Origin of the sequence: Phormidium tenue FACHB-1050 (genome assembly GCF_014696925.1) — a bacterium.
Classification (GTDB): Bacteria; Cyanobacteriota; Cyanobacteriia; order Pseudanabaenales; family Pseudanabaenaceae; genus Pseudanabaena.
On sequence record NZ_JACJQY010000015.1, the window covers coordinates 28412 to 41230 of the forward strand.

13 protein-coding genes are annotated in these 12819 nt (G+C 40.5%); 5 read left to right on the forward strand and 8 right to left on the reverse strand.

The features are described from left to right. Positions 1-15 precede the first annotated feature (15 nt). From H6G05_RS11150 to H6G05_RS11180, 7 genes are all read right to left on the reverse strand, one after another. Positions 16-1239 (reverse strand): glycosyltransferase, encoded by a 1224-nt coding sequence (locus H6G05_RS11150; protein WP_190578248.1) that lies wholly within the window; start codon positions 1237-1239, stop codon positions 16-18. Positions 1240-1264: 25 nt separating this feature from the next. After that, entirely contained in the window at positions 1265-2497 is a 1233-nt protein-coding gene (locus H6G05_RS11155; RefSeq protein ID WP_190578249.1) for a glycosyltransferase family A protein, read from the reverse strand. Positions 2498-2584: 87 nt separating this feature from the next. After that, a complete protein-coding gene (locus H6G05_RS11160; RefSeq protein WP_190578250.1) occupies positions 2585-3853 on the reverse strand; it encodes an ABC transporter ATP-binding protein in 1269 nt (422 codons plus the stop codon). Positions 3854-3892: 39 nt separating this feature from the next. Continuing rightward, positions 3893-4036: a hypothetical protein gene (locus tag H6G05_RS11165; RefSeq protein ID WP_190578251.1), complete on the reverse strand. Its 144-nt coding sequence runs from the start codon at positions 4034-4036 to the stop codon at positions 3893-3895. Positions 4037-4055: 19 nt separating this feature from the next. After that, positions 4056-4478 carry a DUF29 domain-containing protein gene (locus tag H6G05_RS11170; RefSeq protein WP_190578252.1) on the reverse strand — a complete coding sequence of 141 codons (423 nt, stop codon included), beginning with the start codon at positions 4476-4478 and terminating at the stop codon, positions 4056-4058. A 41-nt stretch (positions 4479-4519) separates the two neighbouring features. Further along, on the reverse strand, positions 4520-5290 hold the full coding sequence (locus tag H6G05_RS11175; RefSeq protein ID WP_190578253.1) for a Uma2 family endonuclease: 771 nt from the start codon (positions 5288-5290) through the stop codon (positions 4520-4522). A 149-nt stretch (positions 5291-5439) separates the two neighbouring features. Next, positions 5440-6264, reverse strand: a complete 825-nt coding sequence (locus H6G05_RS11180; protein ID WP_190578254.1) for an ABC transporter permease — start codon at positions 6262-6264, stop codon at positions 5440-5442. 51 nt (positions 6265-6315) lie between these two features. Between H6G05_RS11180 and H6G05_RS11185 the strand changes: the two genes are divergently transcribed. Both H6G05_RS11185 and H6G05_RS11190 read left to right on the forward strand, forming a co-directional pair. Continuing rightward, the gene (locus tag H6G05_RS11185) at positions 6316-7263 is read left to right on the forward strand and encodes a GDP-mannose 4,6-dehydratase (RefSeq protein ID WP_190578255.1); all 948 of its coding nucleotides are present in this window, start codon (positions 6316-6318) and stop codon (positions 7261-7263) included. A gap of 4 nt (positions 7264-7267) precedes the next feature. Continuing rightward, positions 7268-8425 (forward strand): glycosyltransferase family 4 protein, encoded by a 1158-nt coding sequence (locus H6G05_RS11190; protein ID WP_190578256.1) that lies wholly within the window; start codon positions 7268-7270, stop codon positions 8423-8425. On the opposite strand, the gene cobT is transcribed toward H6G05_RS11190, so the two are convergent. Next, on the reverse strand, positions 8418-9488 hold the full coding sequence (cobT, locus tag H6G05_RS11195) for a nicotinate mononucleotide-dependent phosphoribosyltransferase CobT (protein WP_190578257.1): 1071 nt from the start codon (positions 9486-9488) through the stop codon (positions 8418-8420). The genes H6G05_RS11190 and cobT overlap by 8 nt on opposite strands. A 366-nt stretch (positions 9489-9854) precedes the next feature. Here cobT and H6G05_RS11200 point away from each other — a divergent pair, with 366 nt between their 5' ends. The 3 genes from H6G05_RS11200 to H6G05_RS11210 all read left to right on the forward strand — a co-directional run bounded on the left by H6G05_RS11200 (position 9855) and on the right by H6G05_RS11210 (position 12810). Then, the gene (locus H6G05_RS11200; RefSeq protein ID WP_190578258.1) at positions 9855-11000 is read left to right on the forward strand and encodes a Re/Si-specific NAD(P)(+) transhydrogenase subunit alpha; all 1146 of its coding nucleotides are present in this window, start codon (positions 9855-9857) and stop codon (positions 10998-11000) included. A gap of 100 nt (positions 11001-11100) precedes the next feature. Further along, positions 11101-11391 carry an NAD(P) transhydrogenase subunit alpha gene (locus H6G05_RS11205; RefSeq protein ID WP_094533598.1) on the forward strand — a complete coding sequence of 97 codons (291 nt, stop codon included), beginning with the start codon at positions 11101-11103 and terminating at the stop codon, positions 11389-11391. 18 nt (positions 11392-11409) lie between these two features. Then, on the forward strand, positions 11410-12810 hold the full coding sequence (locus tag H6G05_RS11210; protein WP_190578313.1) for an NAD(P)(+) transhydrogenase (Re/Si-specific) subunit beta: 1401 nt from the start codon (positions 11410-11412) through the stop codon (positions 12808-12810). The last annotated feature ends 9 nt before the right edge of the window (positions 12811-12819 follow it).

Consider the following 12819-nt stretch of genomic DNA (forward strand, 5'->3'; position numbering starts at 1 on the left):
CGCTAATATAATTGTTTAATTATTTATTATGCTTTCGTATAAACTAATATGTCGGTTTATATAAAGCTCTATATCATATTTAGCTCTAACTAGTTTGACAGCTTCGGTTGATAGTTTTTTTCTTAGGTCTACATCTTTTAATAAATTGGAGATCGCTTCTGTTAAGGCTTGAGCATTTTTATAGGGGACGGCAATTCCTGCTTTTGGAGCTTGGATCACATCGCATAGAGCTGTATTTTCAAAAGAAATTACTGGCGTACCACAAGCCATTGCCTCTACTGCCATCATGCCAAATGCTTCTGCTATCGATGGCATCAAAAATATGTCTGTGGCATTCAGTGCGTCACAAAGCAAGTTTTGATCGTGAACCCATCCTAATTCGATGACTTGATATTTATCTTTTAATTTTTCCATTCCTCCTTTTTGGTCAAAACTAATTAAATAAGTTGGTTTTTCAATTTCTAAATCAATTAAAGCTGGCTCTAGCCATTGCCAACCTTTAAAAGATTCTGCTGCACTTTGGTATCGAAAGGCTAATACCTGCGCGTCTAAAGGAATACCTAAGCGATTGCGACATTTTGTCTTTTCGCGAGGTTGAAATATATTTGTATCTAATCCGAGGGGAATAATATGACAAGGTAAGTGAGAAAGAATAGGACTTTTTTTTACTCTTTCATACATCCACTGGGAGGCTACTACTAAATTTATTTGAGAATGATGCATAATCCAATGTTTGAGTTTCCATGTCAAGGCAGTTGTATCGTGTTTGATAGGAAAAAAAAGTGTTAGATCAGGACATTTTCCACATCCCGATAACCAGCGCTCGCATTCTAGTGAATGTACACAATGACCTGATAATAACCAAGGGTCATGTAAAGTCCAAACCGTTTTTTTCTGTTTACTTATAATTGGTAAGTTAAACAAACTAAAAAAAGATTCAGATTGTACAAGTTGCAAGTGAACTAAATCAGCTTGTTTGTAATAATCGGAAAAGTATAATTTGTAGGCTGATATAGGTAGAATTGCATGAAGAGACAACTTTTTTTCAATCGCTCTTAAACCTCGATCAATTTTTCTTGTCAAAGAGTTTCCCAATTGATGAATATACGGCTCAGAAAATCCACGATTATTGACTGCCATATGTGAAGTTTGACCAGACTTCAATAATGCTTGATGAATTTGATATCCATTGAACTGCTGACCTAAGTTATCCCAAGCTGTTATCTGTAATATTTTCATCTATTTATTAGGATACCTTATATTTCTATAGAATAGAATTTTGAACAAAAATGGAGAAAATATCTTGTTTCTTTTCTTCTTCCTTTTTCTTTAAATGGGAAAACAAAAAATGAATAGATCTTTTTGCAAAGATTTTGAATATTTTTTTCGATTTAGATAAAATATCATCTTTTATAATTTCTTCAACACACAACTCATTGTTCTTATAAAAGATATATCCTATTGTTACAGATAATTCTTGCCTAATCACAGGATCAATAGTAGGACACATAAAATCCAAATACATACTAATTGCCTTGTGTATCACTTGAACTGAATCTTCATTATATGTATTTGTATCGTAATACTTTAAAGTAGACATTAAAAAAGCATCCCTGAATATTCTATCCTTTTCAATTAATCCTTCTTGGATTAACATAACCTTGTATAAGTCGTTATAAACCGTATTCCATCCAATAGTCACATCTGATTTTATTGGACAGAATTCGGTTGATTGTTCTTTGGATACACCGTATTGTTTATAAAAATTTTCATTGCTTTGAATTGCTTTCACTTTGGATTCATAGGAATCTTTTAAGTTTGCAGATATAATTAGAGGCTGGGATAAATGCAAAACCTGTTCACACGAGCTTAGCACCATAAAGCTGTGGCTATAATCAGGACTTAATGGCATATATAGCGAGCCATATGTATTTACTATCTTTGAACAAAGATCTCTTGAAATACACGAATTGAATCCCTTTGGAGCTGACATTCCATACTTATCCCATTGTCCAATTGTTATGAATTTCTTATAATCATGTTTTGTCAAAACTATATTTTGATCATTCCCAAGCCCCCATAACACTTGAGTCTCTACTCGGAAATCTTCTGATTCTGTAGCTACTATTAAAGGCCAAGTAAATACGTCATAATTTACTTGGCTGATAATATCATTAAGGTAAGAAAGAGCGTCACGAGAATATAAAAGGGAGCGGTCTGTCAATATCATTATAAATTCTCCAATAGATTGCTTATAACCAAAATTCCAGTTTTCCCACATTGGAAGATTACCAGTCTTAAAGTAACGAATCTTATTTGATTTATACTTTTGGATTTCCAGAAAAGTTTGATCATCTTCATTGTTGTCAACAATTATTAGTTCATAATTTTCATGATCTTGATATAAAACACTTTTTATGGTGTTGCCTACATAAAAACTTCTGCCTCTAGTTGGCAGTATAATGCTATATTTAGGTGCATTTTTGAAGCTATTCATAGTAAAGCCTATAGGGACTAATCAAATTATAAAATTTAATTTGTGATTAAAGGGAGGTTGTAATCAAAGCTTGTTTTTTCTAACAAATTATGAAGATTTCACCAAATTCCATTTTAGTTGAGGGCGAATAATACCGGGTACTCTACCGATATATCCATGCTGTCTTCCCACTGATCCCTCTAAGGGATCTTTAATATTAAAAGAAATAATATTTTGTTCAAAAAAATGAACTTTAGTTCCGAATTCAAAAGAGCTAATAGCTAGACCAACGAAGTAAGCGCCTTCATTTAGAAAGTCCTGAGGTAAATTACACTCTGATGTATATTCTCCCACAGACAATATAGTAGAAACTTCCATTGAAGAGACAAATACGCAGACTCCATCGACTGTATAAAAGTGAAAGTTTGGTAGAAATCTGTAGTGACAATCCTGTAAAACTTTATATTTTATTAACACCTTGAAATTTTCATTAATAAAAATTTCTGGCGTAATTTTGCCCATACTATTTTTGACTTGACCAGATAAAAGCTGAACAAATTCGTCCCCAATTTTACGATCATGTTCACTAAATTCTATAGATGCAGGAGAATCTTGACTAGTTGTGTAATATTCCATAATTGCTGTAGATGAGTTTCCTATTTGCTTGATTTCCCCCTTATTCAACAAAATACATTTTTGGCAAAGAGAAGTAATAGTCGGCATACTATGACTAACGAAGATTACAGTTCTTCCTTCATCACTAACATTCTGCATCTTCCCCAAACACTTCTTCTGAAACTGTGCATCCCCCACTGCCAAAACCTCATCCACAATCAAAATCTCAGGCTCTAAATGCGCGGCTACCGCAAACGCCAACCTCACATACATCCCCGACGAATAGAACTTAACAGGCGTATCCAAAAATTTCTCCACCTCCGCAAACGCCACAATCTCATCAAACTTACGTACAATTTCTGATCGCTTCATCCCCAAAACCGCACCATTCATAAAAATATTCTCCCGCCCAGTTAACTCTGGATGAAACCCAGTCCCCACCTCCAACAACGAACCCACACGCCCCCGTATAACCACCTCACCCGAAGTAGGGCGCACAATCCGCGACAAGATTTTTAATAAAGTACTTTTCCCCGCCCCATTGCGCCCAATAATCCCCACTACCTCGCCCTGATTTACATCAAAGCTGACATCCTTCAAAGCCCAAAAATCCTCAGACTGCGATCGCTCCCATTGCCCACGCAACAACCCCTTAAACCCATCGACCAAATCTTCCCGCAAACTATGGTATGGCTTCGGCGTAGTTGACCGAATCTGATAACACTTACTTAAGTCTTTAACCTGAATTACTGGTTGCGTCATAAATTTTATGCTACCCATATCTTGAGATTAAGTAACATTTTAGATATCCGCTAAGATCTCTAAGAGTTTTTCCTCCGTTAAACCATTCTCTTCATACTTTTGTCCAACGCGATCGCAAAAATATTGAAAATCCTGAACATTATTTGACAAAATTCCTTGATATTCCTTTCTCGACAAGATCACATCAACCTCTTCCTGTTCTTCAAAAATTAATATCTCGATTTAAGACATCGTTAATCCCATAAGGGCAAACCTCTGGGAACTCTAAACCTGTTTCTTTAAAAGCATCCGCACAGGCTACCCCATACATTTTATGTAGCCACTCATTTGCTAAATAGCTCTTTAAACTAGGGCTATCCTCTAAATAAAGCAAAATATTCGATCTCTCTCTCCGAATAGTTCCGAGCCAACTCCGTGATCTTTTTTTGGGTTGGTAGTCCCACTTTAGCAAATGATGCACAATCAAACGCAAGCTACTTAATAGGCGATCGCGCTCCCGTTTAGACAAATCGCGTACTTCCTCCACCAAATTTTCAATATCTAGCTCATCAAACCGACCCGCCGCGATCAGATCTGCCATCTGTTCCGCCCAGAGTCCATAATCTTGTTCATATAGAGTTGTCATAGTTGAAACCCAAAAATTGCTCTTAATGTTGATAAAACAAACTAAGCAGGTTGAATACCCATAGCCCTTAGTTGTGCTAGCAAACGTTCGGCTCTCTCATATTCTTGGTCAGCACGTTGGCTTTCTTGGTCGGCACGTTGGCTTTCTTGCTCAGCTCGTTGACGCTCTTGCTCAGCCCGTAGGCTCTCTTGCTCAGCACGTTGACTCTCTTGATTAGCCCGTTGACGCTCTTGCTCAGCATATTGATTTAATTCAAGAGTTGTCAGAAATTTTTGACCATCAGGACGATAGATGTCCAGACTATCTTCAGAAACTTTAAATCGAATCTGCAAGCGCGGACTAACCCAATCTTCGATATCTTCGATTACATTCAGTCGATTGTCTTTTTTGTACAATCCATTCAATTCATTGGTTTCAGGATCATAAATGTAATATTCTTCGACCCCATAGCGATCATAGAACTGCAACTTTTTAGTCATTTCCTTTAATCGATTGCCAGGAGAAAGGATTTCAAATACGACTTGGGGTGCAATATTGTTCTCTCGCCATTGCTGATAAGAACCGCGATCGCCTTTAGCTCGACCAAACGCAACCAGCACATCAGGAGCCACCCGAATCTCTGGATGTCCCTCCACGGGATACCACAAAAGATCACCCGCCACAAATACATCAGCAGCGTCAGCAAAAATTAATTCCAAATTCTCCTTGATCAGTACAATCCAGCGAAATTGTTGCGTATTATCCGCCATTGGTTGTCCATCACTATCAGGGTAGATAATTTTTTTGTCTGTGCGTATGGGTAAAGTCGTCATCGCTAGAAATCCTACAAGCCCGACAAAGCTAATTTAACATACTGCGCCTAAGCATCGGCTTAGTAAGACCAAAAACCAAAACAAGCTAATTTGCCCGCAAAGTAGGCAAATTAGCTTGTTTTGGTTTTATTTTGATTACCTACTGAGTCCTAAATATAATCCGCAAAACCTTCTTCCACTGAGCGAAATATCCAAGTTCCGAGACTAAAAACAGCGATCGCGCAGCCCACCGACCAGCCAAATCCCAGCCAGCTAAATGTCGTTTGTCCCGTCACCGCATACCGAAATACATCTAAAAAACCAGCCATAGGGTTGAGATAATACCAAAACAAAAAACGCTTAGGTACAATCTGCACAGAATAAACCACTGGCGAAGCATAAAGCCAGACCTGAATTAAAAACGGAATAATATACTGAAAGTCGCGATAACGTACATTGAGCGAAGCTAAGATCATACCTATCCCTGTAGCTAATACCATTGTCACGATCATCACTGGTGGAATTAGCAATAACCCCCAATTTGGACGCATTCCATAAATAAAGGCAAGGGGTAACAACAAAAATAAAGAAACAACAAAATCAATCCATGCGGAACCAACAGCCGCTAAAGGAATGATTAATCGAGGAAAATAAACCTTTGTAATTAGCTGAGCTTCTGTGAGCAAACTGGAACCCGAACGGGTCACGCCTTCGGAAAATAATCCCCATAAAACTAGTGCCGAGTAAACAAAAATAGGATAGGGGACTCCATCGGATGGTATTTTGACCAAATTGCCAAAAATGATGCTAAAAATAGTCATCGACACTAGGGGCTGAATGAGAACCCACGCAATCCCAATCACCGTTTGTTTATAGCGTACCGTGATTCGCCGCAGCATCAGCATGTATAGTAATTCACGATATTCCCAAAACTCCCGAACTCCTTCCCCTAAAGATTTATTTTGCGAGCGGATAACAGTTACTTTAGAAGTCATAAAAAAATCTGATTCTCGGTTAAGTTGCGAAACTTTTAGATTGATAGCACCATGAAAAAATCATTGATTTGCGGTATATCTGGGCAGGATGGAGCTTATCTAGCTTCATTATTATTGCAAAAAGGTCATATTGTATACGGCACTTCTAGGGATGCTGAAGTTTCATCCTTTAAGAATTTAGAAAGGCTAGGAATTAGACATAAAGTGCAATTAGAGTCCATGTCTCTAAACGACTTTCGGAGCGTTTTACAAGTCTTAATGAAAGTGGAACCCGATGAAATTTATAACTTGGCGGGGCAAACTTCCGTGGGGTTATCCTTTGCTCAACCAGTAGAAACCTTAGAAAGTATTGCAACAGGCACTTTAAACCTATTAGAAGCAATTCGTTTTACTAAGGCTCCTATTCGCTTCTATAATGCTGGCTCTAGTGAATGCTTTGGCGATACAGGAGATAAAGCCGCACATGAATTGACTCCTTTTCGTCCTCGTAGCCCCTATGCGGTGGCTAAGGCTGCTGCTTTTTGGGAGGTAGCTAATTATCGAGAAGCCTACAATATCTTTGCTTGCTCAGGAATTTTGTTTAACCACGATTCCCCCTTGAGACCAGAGCGATTTGTTACCCAAAAAATCATCTCGGCTATTTGTAGAATTGCGAATGGAAGTCCTGAGAAATTAATCCTAGGCAATACTAATATTCAAAGGGACTGGGGCTGGGCGGCGGACTATGTTGAAGCAATGTATCTTATGCTCCAGCAGTCGGAGCCAGATGACTATGTAATTGCTACAGGTAAAAGTAATAGTCTTCAGAAATTTGTTGAAACTGGTTTTGATTATTTGGGGATAGAGTCAAGCGATCGCCTTGTGATCGATCAAAGCTTATTTCGTCCTTCGGAGATCATGAGAAGTTGTGGTGATCCACAAAAAGCTAGAGAAAAACTGGGGTGGCAGGCGAAGTACGAAATGCAAGATATTATAAAAATGATGATTCAGGCAAAGTAAAATAATGCGAATTGGTGTTAATAGCTTATTTCTAAAACCTCAACAGGTAGGGGGAGCAGAGTTTGTATTGAGAGGATTATTGATTGGGCTAGCACAAACACCTGATGTAGATTTATATGTATTTATTAATCAAGACTTAATACAATGGCTTAACGACTTAAATCTAGGTAAATCAGTTAAGGTAGTACCGATTAAAATATGGGGTAATCGCTTTATTAGTGAAGCCTTTCAGTTACCACATGTAGTTAATCAATTTAAGCTTGATGGATTAATTAATACTAATTACTTTACGCCTTGGCGACTATTACTTAAAACAAATTCTGTGACGATCATTTATGATCTTAACTATTTACATTTTCCAGATTTATTCTCTTGGCAGAAAAAATTATGGTTGTATTGGATGCATAAATTAACCCTAGCTAATGCCAATCATACTGTGACAATTTCTGATTTTGTTAGGCAAGATATTAAAGAATCTTACCGATCTAAATGCAATATTAAAGTTATTTATACACCGATTTTGTGGGATAGATTAGATAGCCAAGTATGTGATCAGCAAGATATAGTGGTCGATCAAACTTTTCAAGGTAATGAATTAGTTGATCAATGCTTTATCCTTGCGGTTGCCAATCATTATCAACATAAAAATTTAGCAACTTTAGTAAAAGCTTTTGCAAAGATACCTGCTTCCTTCAATCAAGTTAAATTAGTTTTAGTAGGGCAGTTACCTGATTCACTTGTGGGGATGCGGCGCGATCGCTGTGATGATATTCGTCAATTAGTGAAGGAACTAGGTTTAGAAAGTCGGGTTTATATCACTGGCTATATTAGCGATCGCGAATTAGCTTGGTACTATCACCATGCTTACCTATTTGCATTCCCATCATTATTTGAAGGGTTTGGAATGCCTCCTGTGGAAGCTATGGGAATGGGTTTACCTGTGCTGACAACACGCTGTACCGCTATTCCTGAAGTAACGATGCAGAGAGCAGTTTATGTGGAAAATCCCTTGGATGTAGATGAATGGTGCGAGCGCCTCACCGATATGCTCAATCATCGAGATCAGTATCTACCTGATCAATTGCTGATTCAAACAATTCGCCAAACTTATGATCCTGTTGCGATCGCAAAAAAATATGTTGATCTATTTCGCTCTACATGACAATTAGTTTCTCGATCGCACTCAGCAATTTTTCTTGTGTCCAATTTAGATATAAATGAGCAGCGATCGCTGCCGCACCAGCGCCAACACCTTCTTTAACAAAGCCTTGTTCATAGGCTCGTAACTGTGGAAACTTAGATTTTGCAAAACTTAGCTGGGTAGCGAGCAATGGTACATCACGCACAGCTAAAGCTAGATCAACGGTGTGACCTGTGGGATCTTCGGCAACCCATCGGGTTGTGCCGATCGCGATCGCCTCAGGATTCCAGACTAAATGTTGATCATTAGCGATCGCCCTTGCGAGGGCATAAACGGCTAACATTTGAGTCCCGCCTGCAAGCAATACACCTCCATGACGACTTGCCGCGATCGCCATTCCAGCCACCGCAATTTGCATGGGATCACCTACTACCGCCACTATTTCAAAGGGCGTGGCTGGTTGCTCCAGATGCTGCAATCCTGCTTGGACAATTTCCCATTTTTGAGCATGGTTACAGGTGGGATGAGAGCTATTGACTTTATCTTTTGCATCTATTCCTAACGCAGTCAGCACGGCAAGAGCTGTAGTCGTGCCACCAACTACACATTCACTCAAGATTACATAGGCTCCCGCTTGGGCTAACTTCTCTCCCCACACTAAGCCCTGTACAAATAATTGCAGCACTGTTTCAATGGGCAAAGCTTTCCCCGTACTCAGACACTTGGCTGGTAATCCACCGAGGGCGATCGCCTTGGTTTCATCTGTTGGGGCAATCGCTAAGCCTACATCAAAGATAAAAAGTGGTAACTCTTGCGCGGCAACAACAGCCCGGGAAATTAAGACGGGGGAAGCGCCTGCAACAAGGGGTGGCAAAGGGAAGTTGGTATTTGATCCCGTAGCAAGAAATTCGGCATCGGCGATCGCGGTATATTTGCGATCTTCAGGCGTTGCTCCAGCAGCAGAGATATTAGGTATTAATCCTGTTTCCGTAAAGCCCAACACACAAGCAAATACTGGACGTTTACCACGATAGTTTTTGAGCCAAGCTTTCGCTTTTTTACGTTGTGTGTAGGTCGTAATCATTAAACTTATTTGCAAAAGTTATTGAAAGTAAATATTTGTAAGGTGCTTTCGTTAAGACAGTTAAAGATTATCTGAAGAAGTAGCCAAAAGGTCACATTTAGGTTCTTACAATGAACGTAACCCATACAGCAATCCTAAGTAAGTTGTTGAATTAAATGTAGGATGGGTTAGCGATAGCGTAACCCATAATTGATAACTAATTGATGCGTTACGTTGCAGTTCATCCTTGAACTAGCGCATCCTACAAATAATTGAACCTTCCTACTTATTTGATTTGTGGAATAAGAGCAGTGATGAATTGCTCTTAATTAATGGTTGCGAGATCACAAATTTGGGTAAGTGAAGATAATTGAATAAGGTGCATGAATGAAGATAGGCGTTATCAAGGAAATAGAATTTGGTGAACGTAGAGTAGCGCTAATTCCTGAAGTTGTTAGCCGTTTAACTAAAAGTGGATTGGAAATCTTAATTGAAAGTCATGCGGGCGAATTGTCCTTTTTTGCGGACTCCACCTATGTGGAAGCAGGAGCCAAAATTATCACTGACAAAAGCACTCTGATTAATGAAGCAGAGATTTTGCTCAAGGTCGGTGCGCCCCGTGAAGAGGAAGTGAGTATGTTCAAGCAAGGACAAATCACCATTGGTTTTCTCAATCCTTTGGGTAGACCCGAACTAATTCGCCGTCTTGCCCATCAGGGCGTAACGGCGATGAGCATGGAGATGATTCCGCGCAGTAGTCGAGCGCAAAGTATGGATGCGCTCTCTTCGCAAGCCTCGATCGCTGGTTACAAAGCCGTATTGATTGCAGCAGCAGCTTTGCCTAAGTATTTGCCGATGTTGACCACGGCAGCAGGCACGATCCCGCCAGCAAAAGTGGTGGTACTCGGTGCTGGGGTGGCAGGGCTTCAGGCGATCGCCACGGCGCGTCGTCTGGGCGCACAGGTGGAAGCCTATGATATCCGTCCTGCGGTGCGCGAAGAAGTGCAGAGCCTTGGCGCAAAATTCATTGATGTCACTTTGGAAGAAGATACAACCGCCGCAGGTGGCTATGCAAAAGAGATTTCGGATGCCGCCAAACAACATGCTCAAGTAATCCTCGCTAAGCATATTAAAGATGCGGACATTGTGATTACCACAGCCCAAGTGCCTGGACGCAAAGCGCCTGTGATGGTTACCGATGCAATGATTGCTCAGATGAAGCGTGGCTCGATCATCGTTGATCTGGCTGGAGAGCAGGGAGGTAATTGCGAAGGAACAGTTGCAGGAAAAGATGTAATTTGTCACGGGGCAACAATTATTTCGCCAATTAATTTGCCTGCATCCATGCCCATCCATGCTTCGCAAAAATATGCCAAAAATCTACTCAATTTACTCAATCACCTGATCAAAAAGGGTGAACTAAACCTTGATTTTGACGATGACATTATTAGCAGCACCTGTATTACTCATGCTGGCGAGATTCGCAATCAGCGAGTTAAAGACGCACTTTCTCAATTAGTTGTCTCGGTATAGTTCGCTATCCTCCCGCAAACAGTAGGGGTAATTCATGAATTACCCCTACTGTTTGCAATGACAGAAACAATGTCAAATTGCAATTTCAATAAATATCACTATGAACGAATCATTAATCAGCGCTCTATTTGTCTTTGTACTGGCTTCATTTGCAGGGTTTGAAGTAATTAACAAAGTTCCACCGACATTACATACACCACTAATGTCTGGCTCAAATGCCATTTCAGGAATATCGGTAATTGGGGCTTTGATTGTGGCGGGTAGCGATGTCAATCCCAATCTCTCAGTAATTCTGGGACTAATCTCGGTTGTCTGCGCCACAATTAACGTTGTTGGCGGATTCCTAGTTACCGATCGCATGTTGCAAATGTTCAAAAAGAAAGAGGCGTAAAGCACCATGCTAGAAAATATTTTGGATTATGTCCCGACAGGGATTCAGCTTACCTATTTGGTTGCCGCATCCTTATTTATGGTTGGGCTCAAACAGATGGGATCACCTGCTACAGCTCGTCAGGGGAATTTGCTAGGCGCTGTGGCAATGTTGTTAGCGGTCGTAGCAACATTGCTCGACAAGCAAGTATTGAGTTATGGATTGATTTTAGTGGCGATCGCAATTGGCTCGGCGATCGGTTCTCTGATTGCTTATAAAGTCGCCATGACCGACATGCCTCAAATGGTGGGCTTACTCAATGGTTTGGGTGGTTTGGCTTCTTCGTTAGTTGCGGTGGGCGAATATTGGCGCGTAATTAGTCATGGACTCACCTTGCCGCTAGTCGATAACCTGTCAATTATCGCCAGTGTCCTCATAGGCAATATCACCTTTACGGGCAGTATGATCGCCTTTGCAAAATTGCAGGGGATCATGAAAGGCGCACCAATTCGTTTCGCCTATCAGCAAACAATTAATATTCTGCTGCTAGCCACTTTTGCCGTTGGTTCTGCCATGTTGATTGTCAATCCTGCTGATCTGGTCGCTTTCATTGGTATTAATATCATTTCGCTACTAGTCGGCGTATTGTTTGTGATCCCCATTGGTGGCGGTGACATGCCTGTGGTGATCTCGCTGCTGAACTCCCTGTCGGGTGTTGCCGCTAGCGCCGCAGGCTTTGTGGTGATGAATAATGTGTTAATTATTTCAGGTGCATTGGTTGGCGCTTCAGGCTTGATCCTCACACAGATTATGTGTAAGGCAATGAACCGTACTCTTCCCAATGTGCTATTTAGCGGCTTTGGCACAACTTTAGTCACAGATGGTGACGCAGGCGACAGCAGCAACAAAACGGTGAAAACTATTGATCCCGAAGAATGCGCGATGATGTTGGGCTATGCGCGATCGGTGGTAATCGTCCCTGGTTACGGTATGGCAGTGGCCCAAGCACAACACGCCGTCCGTGAGTTATCGGATATGTTGGAACGTAAAGGTGTGGAAGTGAAGTTTGCGATTCATCCTGTCGCGGGTCGGATGCCTGGGCATATGAATGTATTACTTGCTGAGGCAAATGTGCCTTATTCGCAACTCTATGACATGGACGATATCAATACCCAGTTTGAAAATACTGATGTGGTATTGATTATCGGTGCGAATGATGTGGTCAACCCTGCGGCACGCACTAATCAAGCTAGCCCGATTTATGGAATGCCGATTCTAGAAGTAGATAAAGCAAAAAATGCGATCGTGATTAAGCGCGGTATGAGCGCTGGTTTTGCGGGTGTCGACAATGACCTGTTTTATCAACAAAAAACGATGATGTTATTTGGTGGTGCTAAAGACATGGTTGGTAAGCTTGCTAATGAGTTAAAGCAAATTTAATAGACTTAA

Excerpts from the sequence above, each read along its gene's own strand:
- H6G05_RS11150 (WP_190578248.1), bottom strand. The coding sequence starts at position 1,239 with ATGAAAATATTACAGATAACAGCTTGGGATAACTTAGGTCAGCAGTTC.
- H6G05_RS11155 (WP_190578249.1), bottom strand. The coding sequence starts at position 2,497 with ATGAATAGCTTCAAAAATGCACCTAAATATAGCATTATACTGCCAACT.
- H6G05_RS11160 (WP_190578250.1), bottom strand. The coding sequence starts at position 3,853 with ATGACGCAACCAGTAATTCAGGTTAAAGACTTAAGTAAGTGTTATCAG.
- H6G05_RS11170 (WP_190578252.1), bottom strand. The coding sequence starts at position 4,478 with ATGACAACTCTATATGAACAAGATTATGGACTCTGGGCGGAACAGATG.
- H6G05_RS11175 (WP_190578253.1), bottom strand. The coding sequence starts at position 5,290 with ATGACGACTTTACCCATACGCACAGACAAAAAAATTATCTACCCTGAT.
- H6G05_RS11180 (WP_190578254.1), bottom strand. The coding sequence starts at position 6,264 with ATGACTTCTAAAGTAACTGTTATCCGCTCGCAAAATAAATCTTTAGGG.
- H6G05_RS11185 (WP_190578255.1), top strand. The coding sequence starts at position 6,316 with ATGAAAAAATCATTGATTTGCGGTATATCTGGGCAGGATGGAGCTTAT.
- H6G05_RS11190 (WP_190578256.1), top strand. The coding sequence starts at position 7,268 with ATGCGAATTGGTGTTAATAGCTTATTTCTAAAACCTCAACAGGTAGGG.
- cobT (WP_190578257.1), bottom strand. The coding sequence starts at position 9,488 with ATGATTACGACCTACACACAACGTAAAAAAGCGAAAGCTTGGCTCAAA.
- H6G05_RS11200 (WP_190578258.1), top strand. The coding sequence starts at position 9,855 with ATGAAGATAGGCGTTATCAAGGAAATAGAATTTGGTGAACGTAGAGTA.
- H6G05_RS11205 (WP_094533598.1), top strand. The coding sequence starts at position 11,101 with ATGAACGAATCATTAATCAGCGCTCTATTTGTCTTTGTACTGGCTTCA.